At 71.7% G+C, this 19625-nt stretch carries 17 protein-coding genes; 11 read left to right on the top strand and 6 right to left on the bottom strand.

All coding sequences use genetic code 11. The features are described 5' to 3' along the window. Positions 1–14 precede the first annotated feature (14 nt). From ACLBX9_RS31850 to ACLBX9_RS31840, 3 genes are all read left to right on the top strand, one after another. Positions 15–1274: an ATPase gene (locus ACLBX9_RS31850; RefSeq protein WP_447721710.1), complete on the top strand. Its 1260-nt coding sequence runs from the start codon at positions 15–17 to the stop codon at positions 1272–1274. Then, positions 1271–1912 (top strand): hypothetical protein, encoded by a 642-nt coding sequence (locus ACLBX9_RS31845; RefSeq protein ID WP_447721709.1) that lies wholly within the window; start codon positions 1271–1273, stop codon positions 1910–1912. The genes ACLBX9_RS31850 and ACLBX9_RS31845 overlap by 4 nt, the downstream gene beginning before the upstream one ends. 235 nt (positions 1913–2147) lie before the next feature. Then, positions 2148–2999 (top strand): AAA family ATPase, encoded by an 852-nt coding sequence (locus ACLBX9_RS31840; protein WP_039894050.1) that lies wholly within the window; start codon positions 2148–2150, stop codon positions 2997–2999. A gap of 15 nt (positions 3000–3014) precedes the next feature. Here ACLBX9_RS31840 and ACLBX9_RS31835 read toward each other — a convergent pair whose 3' ends face one another. Beyond that, positions 3015–3944, bottom strand: a complete 930-nt coding sequence (locus tag ACLBX9_RS31835; protein ID WP_010685595.1) for a class I fructose-bisphosphate aldolase — start codon at positions 3942–3944, stop codon at positions 3015–3017. A 242-nt stretch (positions 3945–4186) separates the two neighbouring features. Here ACLBX9_RS31835 and ACLBX9_RS31830 point away from each other — a divergent pair, with 242 nt between their 5' ends. Next, a complete protein-coding gene (locus tag ACLBX9_RS31830; RefSeq protein ID WP_447721718.1) occupies positions 4187–4711 on the top strand; it encodes a SixA phosphatase family protein in 525 nt (174 codons plus the stop codon). 4 nt (positions 4712–4715) lie between these two features. Here ACLBX9_RS31830 and ACLBX9_RS31825 read toward each other — a convergent pair whose 3' ends face one another. Next, entirely contained in the window at positions 4716–5750 is a 1035-nt protein-coding gene (locus ACLBX9_RS31825) for an alpha/beta fold hydrolase (RefSeq protein ID WP_447721717.1), read from the bottom strand. A gap of 194 nt (positions 5751–5944) precedes the next feature. Between ACLBX9_RS31825 and ACLBX9_RS31820 the strand changes: the two genes are divergently transcribed. Together ACLBX9_RS31820 and ACLBX9_RS31815 are read left to right on the top strand one after the other, a co-directional pair. Further along, positions 5945–6427 (top strand): Hsp20 family protein, encoded by a 483-nt coding sequence (locus ACLBX9_RS31820; RefSeq protein WP_010685592.1) that lies wholly within the window; start codon positions 5945–5947, stop codon positions 6425–6427. A 152-nt stretch (positions 6428–6579) separates the two neighbouring features. Further along, positions 6580–7593: a GNAT family N-acetyltransferase gene (locus ACLBX9_RS31815; protein ID WP_447721708.1), complete on the top strand. Its 1014-nt coding sequence runs from the start codon at positions 6580–6582 to the stop codon at positions 7591–7593. A gap of 189 nt (positions 7594–7782) precedes the next feature. On the opposite strand, the gene ACLBX9_RS31810 is transcribed toward ACLBX9_RS31815, so the two are convergent. Next, the gene (locus ACLBX9_RS31810; RefSeq protein ID WP_010685590.1) at positions 7783–8232 is read right to left on the bottom strand and encodes a hypothetical protein; all 450 of its coding nucleotides are present in this window, start codon (positions 8230–8232) and stop codon (positions 7783–7785) included. Between the two features lie 207 nt (positions 8233–8439). Between ACLBX9_RS31810 and ACLBX9_RS31805 the strand changes: the two genes are divergently transcribed. The 4 genes from ACLBX9_RS31805 (at position 8440) to ACLBX9_RS31790 (ending at position 16447) form a co-directional block, all read left to right on the top strand. Continuing rightward, on the top strand, positions 8440–9300 hold the full coding sequence (locus ACLBX9_RS31805) for a Kdo hydroxylase family protein (RefSeq protein WP_447721716.1): 861 nt from the start codon (positions 8440–8442) through the stop codon (positions 9298–9300). A gap of 16 nt (positions 9301–9316) precedes the next feature. Beyond that, positions 9317–9616, top strand: a complete 300-nt coding sequence (locus ACLBX9_RS31800) for an antibiotic biosynthesis monooxygenase family protein (RefSeq protein WP_010685588.1) — start codon at positions 9317–9319, stop codon at positions 9614–9616. A gap of 109 nt (positions 9617–9725) precedes the next feature. Next, entirely contained in the window at positions 9726–15032 is a 5307-nt protein-coding gene (locus tag ACLBX9_RS31795; RefSeq protein ID WP_447721707.1) for an alpha-2-macroglobulin family protein, read from the top strand. A 290-nt stretch (positions 15033–15322) separates the two neighbouring features. After that, complete coding sequence (locus ACLBX9_RS31790; protein WP_447721706.1) at positions 15323–16447, top strand: mechanosensitive ion channel family protein; 1125 nt, start codon at positions 15323–15325, stop codon at positions 16445–16447. A gap of 103 nt (positions 16448–16550) precedes the next feature. On the opposite strand, the gene rlmN is transcribed toward ACLBX9_RS31790, so the two are convergent. Further along, complete coding sequence (gene rlmN / locus ACLBX9_RS31785; RefSeq protein ID WP_039894048.1) at positions 16551–17825, bottom strand: 23S rRNA (adenine(2503)-C(2))-methyltransferase RlmN; 1275 nt, start codon at positions 17823–17825, stop codon at positions 16551–16553. Between the two features lie 98 nt (positions 17826–17923). On the opposite strand from rlmN, the gene ACLBX9_RS31780 reads away from it, so the two are divergent. Beyond that, on the top strand, positions 17924–18580 hold the full coding sequence (locus ACLBX9_RS31780) for a class I SAM-dependent methyltransferase (protein ID WP_447721705.1): 657 nt from the start codon (positions 17924–17926) through the stop codon (positions 18578–18580). A gap of 157 nt (positions 18581–18737) precedes the next feature. Here ACLBX9_RS31780 and grxD read toward each other — a convergent pair whose 3' ends face one another. Beyond that, positions 18738–19076 (bottom strand): Grx4 family monothiol glutaredoxin, encoded by a 339-nt coding sequence (gene grxD, locus ACLBX9_RS31775; protein WP_010685583.1) that lies wholly within the window; start codon positions 19074–19076, stop codon positions 18738–18740. 42 nt (positions 19077–19118) lie between these two features. Continuing rightward, entirely contained in the window at positions 19119–19613 is a 495-nt protein-coding gene (locus ACLBX9_RS31770; protein WP_447721704.1) for a DUF29 domain-containing protein, read from the bottom strand. Positions 19614–19625 lie beyond the last annotated feature (12 nt).

Below are 19625 nucleotides of genomic sequence, written 5' to 3'. Positions count from 1 at the left end.
CTGGACTGGACCCGATGGATGCGACGAGGCCGATGATCTCCATCAAATCGATTTTCTCCGGCCCGGCAGCCCCTCCGAACCGCGACCTGAAGCGCGAGCAGCGCGAGTGGAAGCTCGAATCGGACCGGTGGCGCCACCAGCGCCACGTCGACCGGGGCTATCGCGTCAAGTGGGGCTACGTGGCGATCGCGTACCTCGTCGAGTTCATGGTGATCGGCGCCTCGCTCTGGGGCGCGTGGCTGTTCGCGGGCGTCTACAGCGACGGCGACTGGCACGCCTTCTACTTCATGCTGCTGGCGCCGCTGGTCTACGCCGCGGTGGAGCTGTGCCGCGTGCCGCTGGGCATCCTGGCGCGCACGCAGCGCTCCTACTTCGTGCGCGGGCTCGCGGTGATCGGCATCATCTTCGCCGCGGGGGTGACCACCAAGTCGGTGTCGCAGCTCGGCGAGATGATGTTCCATCCCCGCCTGATGGAGGCGGCCCGGACCAAGACCGCCCTGAAGGACGCCCAGGCCGACCGGGCCACGATCGGCGACCGGATCAAGGCGGCGGACGAGCGCGTCGCCCAGTACACGGCCGAGCTCGATCAGATCGAGAAGCGTTCCGCCGACAACGCCCAGCAGCTCGCCGGCCTGCCCGCACAGCGCTGCGAGCGGGTGTTCGGCACCAACAGCAAGGGCCGGAAGTATCAGAATCTGAAATGCGTGGCCGACCCGCGGGTCGCCGCCCTGTCGGGGGGCGTCGCCAAGGCCTCGGCCGACCGCGCCGCGATGATCAAGGACCTGGAGGAGGCCCGCAAGGCGCGCGCCGCCCTCGATCCCGGCGCCGCCGACCGGCGCGTGGCCGATGCCGAGCAGGCCTACCGCAACGCGGTCAACCGCTCCCAGCTGCACTCCTTCACCGCCATGGTCTACGGCGTCGACCCGATCGACGTGACCGAGAGCCAGGTCCACGCCTTCCTGCGGATCTTCGTGTTCCTGCCGGCCCTCTGCGCCGCCTTCGCGTCGACCATCCTGGCGCTCTGCGCGGTCTCGACCCGCCGGACCTTCATGGACGAGGACGACCTCGGCGCCGCCGTGAACCCGGAGGCCGCCCCCTACATGCTGGACGCGATCGCCGACGCCCTGCGCGCGCATCCTGAGCCGATCCTGCCGCGCGCCGCCAACGCCTCGGGCGCGGTGATCCCGATGAACCGGCCCGCCACGGGCCAGCAGGCGCTGCCCGGCCAGACCGGTCCGAGCCAGACCCTGCCTGCCGCGGGAGCGGGCGCATGAACTACGTCGCGAACGGGACGCCCGAGAACATCGCCCTCGCCCAGCAGGTGAATTCCCGTCTGCGGGCGGATTCGAGCTACGTCGCCGCCCGGGCCTTCCTGTTCCGGGCGTTGGGCTTCGGCGCCTTCGCGTGCCTCGCCGGCATCGGCGTCGGGGCGGCGGCCTACGGCTGGGCGACGCTAAACCAGTTCGACACCGCCGCCGAGAAGATCGCCGCCGCCATGCAGGCCGCGCTGTCGGACGTGACGCTCAAGACCAAGGGCGAGGTCACGCTGACCGACAACGTGCTGAAGCTCGAGGGCCTGCCCAAAGCCGCCGCCACGCCGACGCCCACCAAGGCCCAGCTCGGCAGCGACGCCGCCCCGGCCTCGAAGGCGGCGGTGAACACCACCTTCACGGTTTTCAAGCAGGTGCCCTATCTCGACGGGCAGATCGTGACCGGCTGGAACTTCAAGGACAGCGCCGAGCAGCCCTACCAGCAGTACTGCTACTTCTCCCGCCGCTCCAACGAGGCCAAGGGGCAGGTCGAGATCAAGATCGACCTCGCGATGGACGGCAAGACCCTGCCGCAGCCGCAGAAGTCCGACGTGAACCTGGAGATCCTGGCCCGGAACTGCGTCTGGCACGAGAAGGGGTAAGACTCACGCCCGCTGAAGGATCCGGCGCCCCGTCCTTGCGAGCGGAGGGAAGCAATCCAGGGCGGCGCCACGCCTCGGAACGTCCCGCTACCCTGGGTCACTTCGCTTCGCGCGTGATGACGGTGTGGGCCCTTCGGCGAGCGCGCCGGCCGGGACGGCCGGACGGGGACGGCGCTTGCGGCACGCCCGCGCCCCGCGTTACCCGTTCCCCCAGGATCACCTCACCGAGACCGCGATGCGCTTTTCCGGAACCGAGACCTACGTCGCGACCCCCGACCTCACCGCGGCGGTCAACGCCGCGGTGGTCCTGGAGCGGCCGCTCCTGGTGAAGGGCGAGCCCGGCACCGGCAAGACCGTGCTGGCCGAGGAGATCGCCAAGGGGCTGAACGCGCCGCTGATCGTCTGGAACATCAAGTCGACCACCAAGGCGCAGCAGGGGCTCTACGAGTACGACGCGGTCTCGCGCCTGCGGGATTCGCAGCTCGGCGACCCGCGGGTCTCGGAGATCGGCAACTACATCCGGCGCGGCAAGCTCTGGGAGGCGTTCACGGCGCCCGAGCGCCCGGTCCTGCTCATCGACGAGATCGACAAGGCCGACATCGAGTTCCCCAACGACCTGCTCACCGAACTCGACCGGATGGAGTTCCACGTCTACGAGACCGGCGAGACCGTGAAGGCCGTGCGCCGGCCGATCGTGATCATCACGTCGAACAACGAGAAGGAGTTGCCGGACGCGTTCCTGCGCCGCTGCTTCTTCCACTACATCAAGTTCCCCGATGCCGAGACGCTGCAGCGCATCGTCGACGTGCACTATCCGGGCATCAAGCACCGCCTGGTCGAGGAGGCCCTGCGGACCTTCCTGGCGATGCGCGAGGTCCCGGGCCTCAAGAAGAAGCCCTCGACCTCGGAGCTGCTCGACTGGCTGAAGCTCCTCGTCTCCGAGGACATCGCCCCCGAGACCCTGCGCGAGCAGGACGGCCGCAAGCTGATCCCGCCGCTGCACGGGGCGCTCCTCAAGAACGAGCAGGACGTCAGCCTGTTCGAGAAGCTCGCCTTCATGATGCGCCGGGAGCAACGGGGCGGCTGAGGCTCGCCGCCCACGTCAGCCGGTCTTGCCCGCGTAGATGTCGGTGATCTGTCCCAGCAGCGTCAGCGCGTCCGCGCGGGAGCGCTGGAAGGCGTTGCGGCCGACGATCGAGCCGAAGCCGCCGCCCGCCTGGATCGCCCGGATCTCGTCGAGGAACGTGGCCTCCTCGGCATGGGCGCCGCCGGAGAAGATCACGATGCGCCGGCCGTTGAAGGCGCATTGCACCACGTGGCGGACGCGCTCGGCCGCGGTGCCGATCGCGATTCCGGTCGACTCGTAGACCTTCCTGGCGGCCGGCTGCTCGATATGGTCGGTGGGCAGCTTGACCTTGATGATGTGCGCGCCGAGCTGGGCGGCGATCTGCGCCGCGTAGCCGATCACGTCGATGGCGGTCTCGCCCGCCTTCGACAGGGCCGAGCCCCGCGCGTAGGACCAGATCACCACGGCGAGCCCGACGCTCTTGGCCTCCTCGGCGATCTCCCGGATCTGGCCGTACATGGCGTTGCGATGGGTCGAGCCCGGATAGATCGTGAAGCCGATGGCGCAGGCGCCGAGCCGCAGGGCGTCCGCCACCGATCCGGTGATCGCCTGCTCGGGATCCTCCTCGTCGGCCAGGAGATCGTGGTCGTTGAGCTTGAGGATCAGCGGGATGCGCCCGGCGTAGTCCCGCGCGCCGGCCTCCAGGAAGCCCAGCGGCGCCGCGTAGGCGTTGCAGCCCGCCGCCAGAGCCAGCTCGAAATGGTAGTGGGGGTCGTAGGCCGGCGGGTTGGGGCCGAAGCTGCGCGCCGGGCCGTGCTCGAAGCCCTGGTCCACCGGCAGGATCAGCATCTTGCCGGTGCCGCCGAGCCGCCCGTGCTCCAGCATGCGGGCGAGGTTGGTGAGCGTCCCGGGGCTGTCCGCCCCGTACCAGGACAGGATCTCGGTGACGCGGGGCGATCGGTCCATCGGGCAGCCTCCTTCGCCAAGGGCCGGCACGCCTTCCGCGCGGGCCCAACCGCGCCGGCCATCCGCGCCGGCTCGGCGGCCCGGGTTCCGAACCGGCCGAGGAAAGCCGAGGTTCCCGCACGCCGCGCTTTCGGCTAACCGGGCGCGCGGCTTGCACGGCGCCGCTCCGGTGGACACCGCAACGCAACGCCACGACGACGCCGGGAATGGCGCTCCGGAGGCTCATGTCAGAGGTCCATGTCATGCGCAGGCTGATCCTGTTGCGGCACGCCAAGTCGGACCGTCCGGCCGGCGTCGCCGACCGAGACCGTCCGCTCAATCCCCGCGGCCGCCGGGCCGCGCCGGCCGTGGGCGCCCATCTGGCGAAGGCAGGCCTGCGCCCCGACCTCGCCCTGGTCTCGACGGCCCAGCGCACGCGGGAGACCTGGGAGGCAATGGCGGCCGGGCTCGGCGATCCGGAGACGCACTGGCAGCCCGAGATCTACGAGGCGCCGGCGGAACGCATCCTGGCGGTGATCCGCAACGCCTCCGACGCGGCCGGGACGGTGATCGTGGTCGGCCACAATCCGGGCCTGGGCGACCTTGCGGCGGGCCTGGCCGGGGAGGGGCCGCGCGAGGTCCGCACGCGCCTCGCCCTGGAGTTTCCGACCGCGGCCTACGCGGTGATCGACTTCGACACCGCCCGCTGGGCGGAGATCGCCCCGGGCCGGGGGCGCCTGGACCGGTTCGTGCGCCCGCGCGACATCGACCCGGATCTCGCGGGCTGACCGCTCACGCCACCGGCACCGCGGAGGCGTGGGCCTCGACCTCCGCGTGGGTCGGCAGGGCGGAGCCCGGCGCGAAGGCCTCGAAGGCCGCCCAGAAATCCTGCCGGATGGCGTCGCGCTCGGTCAGGATCTCGTGCCGCGAATCCGGCAGGACCAGGATGTGGCCCGCCTTGAGCCGGGCCGCGAAGCGCTCGGTGTCGGCGGTGCCGCAGACCGGGTCGGCGCCCGCCGCGAGGATCAGCGTCGGCAGCGTGATGCGCGGCGCCGCCCGCGGGTCGCGCAGCCGCGCCATGGCGCGGAACGCCTCGGCGAGCCACGCGATCGTCGGGTCGCCCACGGCGCCGGCGCCGACCTGCCGGGCCGCCGCGGCGTTCCGGGCGTAGCGGACGGGATCGCGCGACAGCCGGTTGCCGGCATAGGGGTTGGTGGCGATCGAGACCGGCTTGCCGAAGGGGATGTAGCGGCTCCCGAGGCCCAGCCGCTGCAGGGCCCGCGACAGGACGGCGGCGCCGGCCGGCCAGCGGATCATCCGGATCGACAGCATCGGCGCCAGCGCCACGAGGCGCCGGAACGGCAGCCAGTCGTCGAGCGCCCCGAGAAGGGCCACGCAGCCGCCCATCGAGTGCGCGAGGCCGATATGCGGTTCCGGCATCAGCGGCACCAGCACGGTCTCGGCCACGGCCTTCAGGTCCAGCCGGTAATCGTCGAACCGGGCGACGTGGCCCTTGTGGGGATCGTCCACCCGGCGATCGGACTCGCCCTGGCCCCGCCAGTCGAAGGCCACCACCGCGAAGCCCCGCGCCCGCAGCTCGTGGATGGTCTCGTAGTACTTCTCGATGAACTCCGCCCGGCCCTGCAGCAGGCAGACCGTGCCGCGGCAGGTCCGCGCCGTGGTCTGCCAGTGGGCCGCCCGGAGGGTGCAGTCGTCGCTTGTGCCCACCGCGATGAGCGTGCCGCCCGGCGGCACCGGGTTGTCGGGCGTGCCGCGCAGGGTCAGGAGCGGCGGCTGCCGCCCGGTCTCACCGTCGAACAGTCCCACAGGGCTCACCTCACGCGCGTCCGTCCGGGACGGGACCCTACCGAAAAAATCTCGATTTCTGCCATCGGCCGGGGTCTTGAACCGGGATTTTCCCCCTCCGATATCTCGTCTGTGCCGGCCTTCGGGCGGCACGAAAGACGGGTCCGGCCCATCGGGCGGACCGGAATTGCATGTTGCTCACACGAGGATATGTCATGCGTCAGTTCGATCTCGCGCCCCTCTACCGTTCCACAGTCGGCTTCGACCGGCTGTTCTCCGCGCTCGACCAGTTCGCCAGCGCCGAGGCTGCGCCCACCTACCCGCCCTACAACATCGAGCGGACCGGCGAGAACGCCTACCGCATCACCGTCGCGGTCGCCGGCTTCACGGAGTCCGATCTGTCGATCGAGGTCCGGGAGAACGCGCTCACGCTGAAGGGCGAGCGCAAGGCCGAGGGCAAGGCGGAGTTCCTGCATCAGGGCATCGCGGCCCGCGCCTTCGAGCGCCGCTTCCAGCTCGCCGACCACGTCCAGGTGACGGGGGCGGCCCTCGAGAACGGCCTCCTCCACATCGACCTCGTCCGCGAGGTTCCGGAGGCGAAGAAGCCGCGCCGCATCCAGATCGCCACGGCGGGCCGCGCCAGCGCCCCGGTGATCGAGGGCGACGTCCGCACCGACTCGGTCCCGCAGGCCGCCTGATCCAGGCTCACGCGGAACGCTAGACTGATGGAGCGCCCCGGCCCCGCGGCCGGGGCGTTTTTTCTGTCGGCGCTGTCATAATGCCGTGTGCGCGTCGTGCTCTTAAGTCCGCCCGGACGGTGCATGACGCGCACCCGGAGTGATACCCGACCATGGTCGCCAATCTCGCCCGCGGAGCCTACAGCGCGCTCGGAGCCGGCTGGCACAGGGGCATGCAGTGGGGCGTCGGCGCGCCGATCGCGAAGCTGCGCCGCCGGCAGATGCAGGCCCGGGACCTCGAGGGCGTCCCGGCCGGGATCGCCGACGTCCTCTCGGCCGAGCGGGCGATCCGCCTCCCGGAACCGTTCGAGGGGCGCAGCCTCGGTCGAATCGGCAACCTGGAGGTGCGGCTCGCGACGAAGCGGTCCGAGATCCGCCGGGCCCAGCGCCTGCGCTTCAAGGTGTTCTACGAGGAGATGTCGGCGGTCCCGACCGGGCTCGCCGCCCTGTCGCGGCGCGACGTCGACAGCTACGACGCGCTCTGCGACCACCTCCTCGTCCTCGATCATGCCCCGCCCAAGCGGAAGAAGCCCTTCGCCAAGCACCTCGCCAAGCCCCGGCCGAAGGTGGTGGGCACCTACCGGCTGCTCCGCGGCGAGGTGGCCGACCGCCACGCGGGCTTCTACTCCGAGGGAGAGTACGACCTCGCGCCGCTGCTCGCCGCGCAGGGCCATCGGCGGCTCCTGGAGCTCGGCCGCTCCTGCGTGCTCAAGCCCTACCGGGGCAAGCGCACCGTCGAGCTGCTCTGGCAGGGGATCTACGCCTACGTCCTGCACCACCGGATCGACGCGCTGATCGGCTGCGCGAGCCTGGAAGGCACGGATCCGGACCGGCTGGCGCTGCCGCTCGCCTTCCTGCACCACCACGCCCGCGCGCCCGAGGGCTGGCGCGCCCGCGCGCTGCCGGAGCGGGCGGTGGCCATGGACCGGCTGCCGAAGGAGGCGGTGGATTCCAAGGCCGCCCTGCAGGCGCTCCCGCCCCTGATCAAGGGCTATCTCCGCCTCGGCGCGACCTTCGGGGACGGGGCGGTCATCGACCGCCAGTTCGGCACGACGGACGTGTTCGTGACGCTGCCGGTGGAGGCGATCGGCGCCCGCTACCGGGGGCACTTCGCGCCGGCGTCGTGAGGGGCGGGTCGGCGTCCTAAGTCGATCCCACCCTCCACCTCATCCTGAGGTGACCGCGCAGCGGGCCTCGAAGGAGGGCTCCAGGGGGCGCGACGCTTTCTGGAGGGCTGCTTCGAGGCCCGCGCTGCGCTCCGGCACCTCAGGATGAGGGAGACGGGTGGGAAGGACGAAACACCATGCGGTTGCGTCCTAAAGATCCCCCAGGGCCAGCTGCCCCTGGTTGCGCGCCTTCGGCGGCGCGGCCTTGCGCTCCTTGGTCCGGCCCGAGGCGGCGCGCGCGGCGGCCGGCTTCCTGGGCTTCGGATCGCCGCGCATCCGGGCCACCGCCTTGTCGCGGGCGACCGCCTCCGGGGCGCTCGGATCGTCCGTCAGCCACTTGCCGCGCTTGATCACCTCGTTCACGCGGCCCTGGTTCACCCCGACCTTGAAGGCGATCTCCTGCTGGGTCATGCCGGTCGTGGCGTGCAGGTCCAGGATCGCCCGGGCGAGTTCCGGGGTCATCTTCTGGCCCGTCAGCCGCCGTGCCGGCTTGACCGTGCGGGTCGCCCGGTCGCGCTCGCGCAGGCGCTCCAGCAGCGCCAGCGCCATGTTCATGCCGTGCTCGCGCAGGGCTTCCTCGAACTCTTTCAGGGTCGCCATCGGCGCCAACCTCCGCCGGGCTCAGGGGCCGGTTACTGGCCGGGGAACGTGCCGGGAACGAAGCGGTTGCGCAAGCTTTCCGGGCGGGTGCCCGACCCGGTGTCGGTGGACGCGCGATGTCATCCACCGGAAATGCCGCCCCTGGCCTGCCCGCGGCCCCTCGGCTACACGGGCCGCATCCGACACGGCAGGCCCCGCCCGCGCACGATGATCAGCCCGATCCGCAGAGTCGTTCCCGGCGAGCCCCGAGGCCCCCTGGCCCGGGAGCTGGAGGCCGGGGCGGTGCTGCTGTTCCCGGACCTGCCCTTCCCGTTCAGCGACCTCGAGCGCCGCTTCACCGAGCGGCCCTTCGCGGACGGCAAGGCCAAGAACGTCAACATCCGCGGCGCGGCCGCGGAACTGCGCGGCGCGTCCGGCACGCCGGAGGAGCAGGAGGCCCTGCGCCAGCTCCTGATCCGCTACCGCGCCTTCGCCCAGGACCTGATCGGCACGTACCTGCCCGCGTATCTCGACCGGGTGAGCCTCGCCGGCACTTCCTACCGGCCCTTCGACGTGGACCGGCGCAAGCTGAGCTGGCGGCGCGACGACACGCGGCTGCACGTCGACGCCTTCCCGTCGAACCCGATCGGCGAGAAGCGGATCCTGCGGGTGTTCCGCAACATCAATCCCGCGGGCGAACCGCGCCTCTGGCGGGTCGGCGAGGATTTCGGGTCGATGGCGGAGAAGTTCCTGCCGCGGCTGCCGGGCTACTCCCCGCTCTCGGCGCGCCTGCTCGCCGCGCTGCGCATCACCAAGGCGAAGCGCTCGGAATACGACCACCTGATGCTGCACCTGCACGACGCCCTCAAGCAGGACGAGGCGTATCAGGCGTCGGCGCCCCAGGCCGACGTGCAGTTCCACCCCGGCGAGACCTGGGTGACCTTCTCGGACCTCGTGATGCACGGCGCCATGGGCGGCCGCTACATGCTGGAGCAGACCGCCTACCTGCCGGTCGCCGACCAGGCCGACCCAACCTTAAGCCCGCAGCGCATCCTGGCGGCCAAGCTCGGCCGCGCTCTTCGCACATGAGACAGGGACCTCACCGATGATCCTCGAAATCGCGCAGATCGAGATCAAGCCCGGCCTGGAGGCCGAGTTCGAGAAGGGCATCACCGAGGCCTCGGCGATCTTCAAGCAGGCGAAGGGCTGCCGGCATTTCGAGGTCCGGCGCTCCATCGAGCACCCGCAGCGCTACCGGCTGCTGATCCACTGGGACACGCTGGAGGCCCACACCAAGGACTTCACCGGCTCGCAGCCCTGGCAGGATTACCGCGCCCTGGTCTCCCACTGCTTCGCCGGCCCGGTGGCCGTGGAGCACGCCGAGCAGGTGCTGAAGGCGTTCTGATCGGAGCCGCTGGCGCGTCAGCGTTGCGACGCACTCCGCCGGTGCTAGGCTCCCGCGCGACCGGCTCCGAAGCGAATCATCGGGGTCGCGGCGGGTGGGGAACAGGCTGATGGCGCGGCTCGGACGGCTCGCGGGTGCCCTGGCGCTCCTCGGAGGGAGCGCGGGCGGTCCGGCCCTCGCCCAGACCCCGCCCGCCCAGTCCCCACCTGCGCCCCGCACCGCGCCCCGGCCGGTCACCCCCCTCGCCGCGCCCATCGCCAGGACCTTCGTCCGGCCCGACCTCGCCAGCGCGGCCGTCCGCCTGGAGACGGCGCTGAAGGCGGAAGCCGGCGGCCCGCTGCGGCCGGCCGGCCAGTCCCGCGCCGCCGGGCTGGCCCTGCTCGCCGCCGACAAGCCCGACGAGGCGCTGGCGCCGCTCACCGCCGCGGTGGCGGCCGATCCGGCCGACGCGCGCAACTGGCAGACCTATGCCCGCGGGGCCGCGGCGGCCCTGGGTGCCCTCGACGACAACGACTACCAGGGCCGGTCGCGCCTGCGCGGCCGGGTGACGGCCGCCGCCTACCGCGCCTACGAGCGCGCCGGGACGGCGGCCGACGCCGCGGCGTCGCTGGCCGCGCTCGGCGCCGCGGAGGCCGAGCAGGAATCCTGGCGCCCGGCGCTCGACGCCTACGCGGCGAGCCTCGCCCTGGCGGATGCCGGCCCGGTCCGGGAGACCTACGAGACCCTGCGGGCGCAGCACGGCTTCCGCATCCTCGACTACAAGGTCGATTCCGACGCGGCCGCCCCGCGGGCCTGCTTCACCTTCTCGGAGGCGATCAAGCCCAAGGCCGACTACGCGCCCTTCGTCGCCGTGTCGGGCAGCAGCGCGGCCGCCGTGACCGGGGAGGGCTCCCAGGTCTGCGTCGACGGCCTCAAGCACGGGGGCCGCTACGCCATCGTGGTCCGCCAGGGCCTGCCCTCCGCGGTCGGCGAGAGCCTGCTCAAGGCCGCCGATTACGAGATCTACGTCCGCGACCGCGCCCCGCAGGTGCGCTTCACCGGGCGCAACTACGTCCTGCCCCGGACCGGTCAGGCGGGCGTGCCCCTGGTCTCGGTGAACGCGCCCAAGCTCGACGTCGAGGTGTTGCGCATCGGCGACCGCGGCCTGCTGCCGACCCTGCGCTCCGAGGACTTCCTGGGCCAGCTCAGCGGGTCCACCGCCCGGACGATCGCCTCCGAGAAGGGCGTGCGCGTCTGGAAGGGCACCCTCGACACCGCCAAGGCGGAGGTGAACCAGGAGGCCGTCACCGCCTTCCCGGTCCTCCAGGCGGTGGGCAAGCTGGAGCCCGGCCTCTACGTGATGCTGGCCCGCCCCTCCGGCACCGCCGCCTCCGACGAGGAGTACGACACCCAGGCGACCCAGTGGTTCGTGGTCTCCGACCTGGGGCTGACCGCCACCAAGGGCCGGGACGGGGTCACCGTGGTCCTGCGCTCGCTCGCCTCCGCGCAGGTGATGCCGGGCGCCGAGATCCGGCTGGTCGCCCGCAACAACGAGGTGCTGGGCACCCGGACCACGGATTCGCAGGGCCACGTCGCCTTCGATCCGGGGCTCACACGCGGGGAGGGCGGCTTGGCGCCGAGCCTCGTGGTCGCCCAGGCGGGCGGCGATTACGGCTTCCTCGACCTCAACCTGGGCGCCTTCGACCTCACCGACCGGGGCGTGAAGGGGCGGCCCGAGACCGGCGGCCTCGACGCCTACCTGTTCCCGGAGCGCGGGGTCTACCGCACCGGCGAGACCGTCCAGCTCACCGCGCTCCTGCGCGATCCCCGCGGCGCCGCCGTGCCGGATCTGCCGCTGACCCTGGTGGTGAAACGGCCGGACGGCGTCGAGTACCGGCGCGTCTCGGTGCCCGACCAGGGGCTCGGCGGCCGGGCCCTGCCGCTGCCGCTCCTGTCGGGGGCAATGCACGGCACCTGGCGGGTCTCCGCCTACACGGACCCGAAGGCGTCCGCGATCGGCGAGACCAGCTTCCTCGTGGAAGACTACGTCCCCGAGCGGCTGGAGGTGACCCTCAAGGCCCGGCAGGCGGCCCTGAACCGGGGCGAGGCCGCGCAGGTCGACGTCGCCGCCCGCTACCTCTACGGCGCCCCGGGCGCCGATCTCGACGTGTCGGGCAGCGTGACCGTGCAGGCGGTGGCCACCAGCGGCATCAAGGGGCTGGAGGGCTATTCCATCGGTCTCGACGACGAGGCCGTGGAGCCGGCGACCCAGGAACTGCAGGACCACGCCACCACGAGCGCGCAGGGCGCCACCACCGTCACGGTGCCGGTGCCGCAGGTCGCGGCGCCGCGGGCGCTGGAGGCGAAGATCACGCTGGCGGTCGGCGAGCCCGGGGGCCGGGCGCTGTCGCGCAGCCTGACCCTGCCGATCCTCCCGGCCAACCCGGTCCTCGCCCTGCGCAAGGGCTTCGCCGACCTCAAGGAAGGCGGGATCGCGGGCTTCGACGCGGTGTTCGCGCGCCCCGACGGGGCACTCCTCGCCCGGCCGGGCGTGAGCTGGACCCTGTCGCGGATCGACCAGTCGTACCAGTGGTACCGGGCGGACGGGCGCTGGTCGTTCGAGCCGGTGAAGTCCGCGCGGCGCGTCGCCAGCGGCACCGTCGACCTCACGGCCGCCGGCCCGGGCCGGATCGAGGCGCCGGTCGGCCTCGGCCGCTACCGGCTGGAGGTCTCGACCGCGGGCGCCCCGGAGGCGAGTGCGAGCCTCGGCTTCGAGGTGGGCTGGGGCGGCTCCGAGACCGCGGAGGCGCCCGACCTGCTCGACCTGACCCTCGACAGGGCCGCCTACGCGGCCGGCGACACGCTGCGGGCCAAGCTCAGCCCGAAGTTCAAGGGTCAGGCCAGCCTGATGGTCGTCAGCGACCGCGTGCACCAGACCCTGGAGGTCAGCGTGCCCGAGGGCGGCACCACGGTCAGCATCCCGGTGAAGGCCGAATGGGGCGCCGGCGCCTACCTGGTGGCCACCGCCTACCGGCCCCTCGATCAGGCGGCCAAGCGCCTGCCCGGCCGGGCGCTGGGCCTCGCGTGGTTCTCGGTGGACCGGGAGCGGCGCAGCCTCGGCGTCGCCCTGAAGGCGCCGGAGCGGGCGCGCCCGCGCCAGGACCTGACCGTGCCGGTCCAGCTCACCGGGCTGAGGGCCGGCGAGGCGGCGCGGATCACTGTGGCGCTGGTCGATGTCGGCATCCTCAACCTGACCCGCTACGCGGCGCCGGACCCGACCCAGTACTTCCTCGGCCAGCGGGCGCTCGGGCCGGAATTCCGCGACCTCTACGGGTACCTGATCGACGGCATGCAGGGCTCGGCCGGGGCGATCCGCTCCGGCGGCGACGCGGGCGGCGGCGAGCTCGCCGATTCCCCGCCGACCCAGGCGCCGCTGGCGCTCTATTCCGGCGTGGTGACCGTAGGGCCAGACGGCGCGGCCAGCGTCACCTTCCCGATCCCGGCCTTCAACGGCACCGGGCGCGTGATGGTCACCGCCTGGAGCGGCGACCGGGTCGGGCAGGCGCAGGCCGACGTGATCATCCGCGACCCGGTCGTGCTGAGCGCCACGCTGCCGCGCTTCCTCGACACCGGCGACCGCTCGCGCCTGTTCGTGGCCCTGGACAACGTCGAGGGGCCGGCGGGCGAGTACACGGTCGACCTGAACCCGGCCGGCCCGGTGGTGGTCGGCGCCAGCGCGCTGCGGCAGACGCTGCGGCTGGAGGCCGGCGCCAAGGGCCAGTTCGCGATCCCGCTCACCGCCGCCGGACCCGGCACGGCCCGCCTCGACCTCGCCCTGTCGGGGCCGGGCCTGCCGGCCGCCCTCAACCAGAGCTTCGCCCTCGGGATCGCGCCGGGGACCGGCGCCCTGCTGCGCCGCTCGGTGCGCAGCCTCGCCCCCGGGGCGAACCTGACGCTGTCCTCGGACCTCCTCGCCGACCTGCAGCCGGGGACCGGCAGCGTCTCGCTCTCGGCCACGGCCCTCCCGGGGGTCGACGTGGCGGCCCTGCTCCGTGCGCTCGACCGCTACCCCTACGGCTGCTCCGAGCAGGTGGTGAGCCGGGCGATGCCGTTGCTCTATGTCAACAAGCTCGCGGCCCTGGAGAAGCTCGCCCTCGACACCGGTGCCGACGATCGGGTGCGGGAGTCGATCGAGCGCCTGCTCGCCCGCCAGGATTCGAGCGGCGATTTCGGCCTGTGGTCGGCGCAGGGGTCGAGCGACCTCTGGCTCGACGCCTACGTGACCGACTTCCTGACCCGCGCCCGCGAGCGCAATTTTTCCGTGCCGCAGAAGGCCTTCGCCCAGGCCCTCGACTACCTGCGCAACGCGGTCGCCAACGCCACCGAGGTGCGGGGCGGCGGTGCCGACCTCGCCTACGCGGCCTACGTGCTCGCCCGGAACGGCCGGCCGGTGATGGGCGACCTGCGCTACCTCGCCGACACCAAGATCGGCGACTTCTCCTCCGCCCTCGGGCGGGCGCAGCTCGCCGCAGCCCTGGCGCTGCTCGGCGACCGCGGCCGGGCCGCCAAGAGCATGGAATCGGCGCTCACCGTCCTGCGCGCCGAGCGCGACAAGGGCGTCTACCGCGCCGATTACGGCTCCCGACTCCGCGACGGGGCCGGGCTGATCACGCTCGCCGCCGAGAGCGGGCTGGCGCAGGGGGCGCTGGGCCCCGCGGCTTCCGTGCTCGGCGAGGAGCAGCAATCCGAGCGCCCGACGAGCACGCAGGAGAATGCCTGGATGGTGCTCGCCGCCGAGAGCCTGTCGAACGAGGCGGGCACGCTGTCGTTCAGCCTGGACGGCGCGCCGCAGACCGGGATGCTGGCGCGGGTCTACCGGGAGGCGGCCCTGGCCGAAAGGGGCGTTCAGCTGACCAATACCGGCCGCGCGCCTGTGCAGGTAGCCGTGACCGTCAACGGCAGCCCCCTGGCGCCGGAGCCGGCGGCGCAGCAGGGCTACACGATCGAGCGCAGCTTCCGGCGGCTGGACGGCAGCACCATCGACCCGGCGAGCGGCCTGCGCCAGAACGACCGGCTCGTGGTGGTGCTCAAGGTCACGGAGGCGAAGGCGGAGGCGGCGCGGCTCCTGCTGGTCGATCCGCTGCCGGCGGGGCTGGAGATCGACAACCCAAAACTCCTCGACGCCGACGCGCTCCAGGGGCTCGCCTTCGCCAAGTCCGACGTGCAGCCGGTCCACACCGAGTTCCGCGACGACCGGTTCGTGGCGGCCTTTGACCGCGACCCGAGCCAGTCGGCCTTCTTCACCGTGGCCTACACGGTGCGGGCGGTCTCGCCCGGGACCTACGTCCATCCCGGCGCCACCGTGGAGGACATGTACCGGCCGGCGCGGTTCGGCCGGACCGCCTCGGGCAGCGTGACGGTCGGGGCGGCCAAGTAGGGCGGGCGTTCGGACGCTTCGATCGACCTGGCTTCGCCGTCATCGCGAGCGCCGCGAAGCGAGCCAGGGTTGGCGCGTCATCGGTGACCGTGGCGCTGCTCTGGATTGCTTCGCTGCGCTCGCGAAGACGTGGTGTTCAACACGGTATCCAGACCCAGCCTCGGACGTGACGGCGCAACCCGCCGGGCCGGTTTGCTGCGTTGCGGCTGGCACATGGTGCAGTGCGGAACCCCCGCGAGCGCCCACCCATTCCCATGGGGTCCCGTTCGGAACCCGTGGAGCGATGCCCGATGCCGGACCTCGACGCGCTCGCCGGCTCCGCAGCCCGCGCGCTGGCCTACCTGCCGTGGTGGGCCGAGAGCCTGATCCTCATCGTCGCCTGCTGCGCCGTGGTGATGCCCCTGCACGGGGTCGTCTACCGGGCGATGAAGCGGGCGGTCGCGGCCAGGAGCCTGTTCTGGCGCTCGCTGGTGTCGCGCACCCGCGGGCCGAGCCGACTCGGCCTGATCGTGGTGGCGATCAGCCTCGCCTCGACCACCGTGCACCTGTCCTGGGAGGTGCGGATCGCCCTCAACCAGATCCTGCTGGTGGCCTTCGTGACGCTCACCGGCTGGTGCTGCGCCACCGCGCTCCACATCGCCACGGTGATCTACCTGCGCCGGTTCAAGCTCGACGCCGAGGACAACCTCCTGGCGCGCAAGCACTTCACCCAGATGCGCATCCTGGAGCGGGCGGGCGTGACGCTGGTGGCCCTCGTCACCCTGTCGGTGGCGCTGATGACCTTCGAGCCGGTGCGCCAGTACGGCGTCAGCCTGCTCGCCTCGGCGGGCGCGGCGGGCCTCGTGCTCGGGCTCGCCATGCAGCCGGTCCTGTCGAACCTCGTGGCCGGCATCCAGATCGCCATCACTCAGCCGATCCGGATCGAGGATGCGATCATCGTCGAGAACGAATGGGGCTGGGTCGAGGAGATCACCGCGACCTACGTGGTGGTCCGCCTCTGGGACTGGCGCCGGCTGGTCCTGCCGCTGACCTACTTCATCCAGAAGCCGTTCCAGAACTGGACCCGCGACGGCGCCTCGCTGATCGGCAGCGTGTTCGTCTACGTCGACCACCGCGCGCCGGTCGCGGCGATGCGCGAGAAGCTCGCCGAGATCGCCAGGGGCACACCGCTCTGGGACGGCAAGGTGGTCAACCTCCAGGTCTCGGACGCGAAGGAAGCGACGATCGAGATCCGGATGCTGGTGAGCGCCCGCAACGCGCCCCAGGCCTGGGACCTGCGCTGCGTGGTCCGCGAGGCGATGATCACGTGGCTCCAGGCCGCGCACCCGGAGGCCCTGCCGCGGCACCGCACGGAATGGGTCGGCGCCGAGGAGCCGGCCCTGCGTCGGGGGGAGGAGCGGCGGTTCGCGGCGTGACAGCCACCGTCATCGCGAGCGCAGCGAAGCGACCCAGGGCAGCGCGACATCTGGCAGCGTGGCGCCGCCCTGGATTGCTTCGCTGCGCTCGCAAGGACGGGTGTCAGTCGTCGGCGCCCGCGTAAAAACTCTCCACGCCGATGCCCTCTTCCTGCATCAACCGGGCGCGGGCGCGCAGCTTCTCGGTCTCGCTCTTGAGCTGGCCGCAGGCCGCCAGGATGTCCCGGCCGCGGGGCGTGCGCACCGGCGAGGCGTAGCCGGCGTTGAACACGATCTCAGAGAAGCGCTCGATCCGGTCCCAGTCGGAGCATTCGTAGCGGCTGCCCGGCCAGGGGTTGAACGGGATCAGGTTGATCTTGGCCGGGATGCCCTTGAGCAGGCGGACCAGCTCCCGCGCGTCCGCATCCGAATCGTTGACGCCCTTCAGCATCACGTACTCGAAGGTGATCCGGCGGGCGTTGCTCAGGCCCGGATAGGCCCGGCAGGCCGCGAGCAATTCGGCGATCGGATATTTCCGGTTGAGCGGCACCAGCTCGTTGCGGAGGTCGTCGCGCACGGCGTGGAGCGAGATCGCCAGCATGGCGTTGGCCTGCTCGCCGAGCCGCGGGATCTGCGGCACGACCCCCGAGGTCGAGACCGTGATCCGCCGCCGGGACAGGCCGAGACCCTCCTGGTCCGACATCACCCCGACCGCGTCGACCACGGCGTCGAGATTGTAGAGGGGTTCGCCCATGCCCATGAACACGATGTTGGTCACGAGCCGGCCGACCTCGCCGGAGCCGCCGGCATCGCGGCTCGGCATCTGGCCGGGCCAGTCGCCGAGCTCGTCCCGGGCGGTGACGAGCTGCTGGACGATCTCGGCCGCCGAGAGGTTGCGCACGAGGCGCTGCGTGCCGGTGTGGCAGAACGAGCAGGTCAGCGTGCAGCCGACCTGGGAGGACACGCAGAGCGTGCCGCGGTCCGGGCCCGGAATGTAAACGCACTCGATCTCGGCGCCGCGGTTGTGCTCCTGCCGGTTGGTCGGGGCCATGCGCAGCAGCCACTTGCGGGTGCCGTCGCGGGAGACCTGCCGACTCGCCACCTCGGGGCGCTCCAGGGTGAAGTGCTCGGCGAGCTGCGCCTTCAGGGCTTTGCCGACATTGGTCATCTCGGCGAAGTCGGACGCCCCGCGGAAATTGACCCAGTGCCAGACCTGGCCGGCGCGCATCCGGCTCTCGCGCTCGGGCACGCCCATGCCGACGAGTTGCGCCTTGAGGGCGTCGCGGGTCAGGCCAACCAGCGAGGGGCGGCGGCCGGGCAGCGCCTCGGGGAGGAGATCCGGCGCCTTCTCGATCGCGGCATCGGCCGCGCGGGCGCTGTCGAGCGACGGCGTCGCCATGGCGTTCAAACGATCCATACGTTGGAAAGGGTCTGATATAGGCGATCGCGCCGGCGAATGCGAATGCGCGTCGGCGACAGCTGACCCCACGGAGAGCGATGGCGACCGACACGCAGGCCGGGCAGGCGATCTACAATCCGCGGACGCTGCAGATCTACGACCTCGTCGTGCTGCGCCTGTCGAACCCGCTGATCTGGCGCTGCCCCACGGCGCGGATCCTCGATCTCTACGACCGACATGCGGGCCTCGCGCATCTCGACGTCGGGGTCGGGACCGGCTGGTACCTCGACCGGTGCCGCTTCCCGTCCTCCGCGCCGCGCATCGGCCTGATGGACCTCAACGCCGACAGCCTCGCCTTCGCGGCCCAGCGGATCGCACGCTACCGGCCGGAGACCTACCGGGTCGACGTGCTCGGCGCGCCGGCCAGCGGCATCGCGCCGTTCGACTCGATCGGGATGACCTACCTGCTTCACTGCCTGCCGGGGGACATCGCCGCGAAGGCCAAGGCCTTCGACACGGTGCGGCCGTGCCTGGCCGACGGCGGAGTGGTGTTCGGCGCCACGATCCTGTCGGGGGGCGTCCGGGTCACGGCGGCGGCGCGGGCGCTGATGCGGGTCTACAACCGCAAGGAAGTGTTCTCGAACGCCGCCGACACGCTACCGGCGCTGCGGGCCGCGCTGGAGCAGCGGTTCCGGTCGGTGGAGATCACGGTCGTCGGCTGCGTGGCGCTGTTCGTCGCGCGGGACCCGCGCTGAGCCGGCCACCGTCCTTGCGAGCGCAGCGAAGCAATCCAGCGGCGCCACGCTAACCGGCCTCGCGCTGCCCTGGGTTGCTTCGCTCCGCGCGCAAGGACGGGCACGAAAAAGGGCGCCCGCGGGCGCCCTCATTCATCGTGCCAGGTCTCAGAAAAAATCAGGCGGCGGCGGTCTTCACCGGCACGCCCTTCTCGGACAGGAAGGTCTGCAGCTCGCCCGACTGGAACATCTCGCGGGTGATGTCGCAGCCGCCGACGAACTCGCCCTTCACGTAGATCTGCGGGATGGTCGGCCAGTTCGAGAAGGCCTTGATGCCTTCGCGGATCTCCTGGTCGGCCAGGACGTTCACGCCCTTGAACGGCACGCCGAGGTAGTTGAGGATCTGCACCACCTGCCCTGAGAAGCCGCATTGCGGCATCTGCGGCGTGCCCTTCATGAACACCACCACGTCCTGGGAGGCGATCTCGTTCTGGATGGTCGTGTTGGCGTCGGTCATCGTTCTGTCCTCAGCTATTCGGTCTCGTATGTGCTGTCTCGATCAGCGGCGCGCAACCGAGGCAGCGATCACGCGGAGTGCATGATCGACATCGAAGCGGTCGTTGAGAAGATCCTCAGGCACGATCGGGCATGAATCCGGCAATCCCGGAAGAAGCTCGTTCCCATAGGCACCAAGACCAGCCTCCGCGGCCGTGACCGCGGATTTCCAGATTCTGGGCCAGTTCAACCTCTGCCGCATCGACGGTTCGTAGGCATTCCACGCCGTGATCTGGAATGTCGCGATCTCAGCCCGCCAATGCAAGCTTGCCGGCGCGAGCGGGGCGGACGCACGCTTGAGGAGGTGGGCGAGCGTCTGGATCAGCAGCCCTTCGACGGCCCGCAGATGCGCACGCCCCACGCTCTCGATCTCCTCGGCAACGTTCTCCCAATCGACCGCGTTCGACAGGTCGGGCCGCTCGGCGAGCGCGCGCAGGGCCGCCGCCTGCTCTTCGGCCCAGCTTACGATGTCGTGATCGTGGCGACTCGGTCGGTCCATCGGGAGCGCTCC

The sequence above is a fragment of the Methylobacterium sp. A49B genome (assembly GCF_053346215.1).
This window is presented reverse-complemented; position numbering and strand designations above follow the sequence as displayed.

What these genes read in the sequence shown, in the direction of transcription:
- ACLBX9_RS31850 (WP_447721710.1), top strand. Translation starts at nt 15, where the DNA reads ATGGATGCGACGAGGCCGATGATCTCCATCAAATCGATTTTCTCCGGC.
- ACLBX9_RS31845 (WP_447721709.1), top strand. Translation starts at nt 1,271, where the DNA reads ATGAACTACGTCGCGAACGGGACGCCCGAGAACATCGCCCTCGCCCAG.
- ACLBX9_RS31840 (WP_039894050.1), top strand. Translation starts at nt 2,148, where the DNA reads ATGCGCTTTTCCGGAACCGAGACCTACGTCGCGACCCCCGACCTCACC.
- ACLBX9_RS31835 (WP_010685595.1), bottom strand. Translation starts at nt 3,944, where the DNA reads ATGGACCGATCGCCCCGCGTCACCGAGATCCTGTCCTGGTACGGGGCG.
- ACLBX9_RS31830 (WP_447721718.1), top strand. Translation starts at nt 4,187, where the DNA reads ATGCGCAGGCTGATCCTGTTGCGGCACGCCAAGTCGGACCGTCCGGCC.
- ACLBX9_RS31820 (WP_010685592.1), top strand. Translation starts at nt 5,945, where the DNA reads ATGCGTCAGTTCGATCTCGCGCCCCTCTACCGTTCCACAGTCGGCTTC.
- ACLBX9_RS31815 (WP_447721708.1), top strand. Translation starts at nt 6,580, where the DNA reads ATGGTCGCCAATCTCGCCCGCGGAGCCTACAGCGCGCTCGGAGCCGGC.
- ACLBX9_RS31810 (WP_010685590.1), bottom strand. Translation starts at nt 8,232, where the DNA reads ATGGCGACCCTGAAAGAGTTCGAGGAAGCCCTGCGCGAGCACGGCATG.
- ACLBX9_RS31805 (WP_447721716.1), top strand. Translation starts at nt 8,440, where the DNA reads ATGATCAGCCCGATCCGCAGAGTCGTTCCCGGCGAGCCCCGAGGCCCC.
- ACLBX9_RS31800 (WP_010685588.1), top strand. Translation starts at nt 9,317, where the DNA reads ATGATCCTCGAAATCGCGCAGATCGAGATCAAGCCCGGCCTGGAGGCC.
- ACLBX9_RS31795 (WP_447721707.1), top strand. Translation starts at nt 9,726, where the DNA reads ATGGCGCGGCTCGGACGGCTCGCGGGTGCCCTGGCGCTCCTCGGAGGG.
- ACLBX9_RS31790 (WP_447721706.1), top strand. Translation starts at nt 15,323, where the DNA reads ATGCCGGACCTCGACGCGCTCGCCGGCTCCGCAGCCCGCGCGCTGGCC.
- rlmN (WP_039894048.1), bottom strand. Translation starts at nt 17,825, where the DNA reads ATGGCGACGCCGTCGCTCGACAGCGCCCGCGCGGCCGATGCCGCGATC.
- ACLBX9_RS31780 (WP_447721705.1), top strand. Translation starts at nt 17,924, where the DNA reads ATGGCGACCGACACGCAGGCCGGGCAGGCGATCTACAATCCGCGGACG.
- grxD (WP_010685583.1), bottom strand. Translation starts at nt 19,076, where the DNA reads ATGACCGACGCCAACACGACCATCCAGAACGAGATCGCCTCCCAGGAC.
- ACLBX9_RS31770 (WP_447721704.1), bottom strand. Translation starts at nt 19,613, where the DNA reads ATGGACCGACCGAGTCGCCACGATCACGACATCGTAAGCTGGGCCGAA.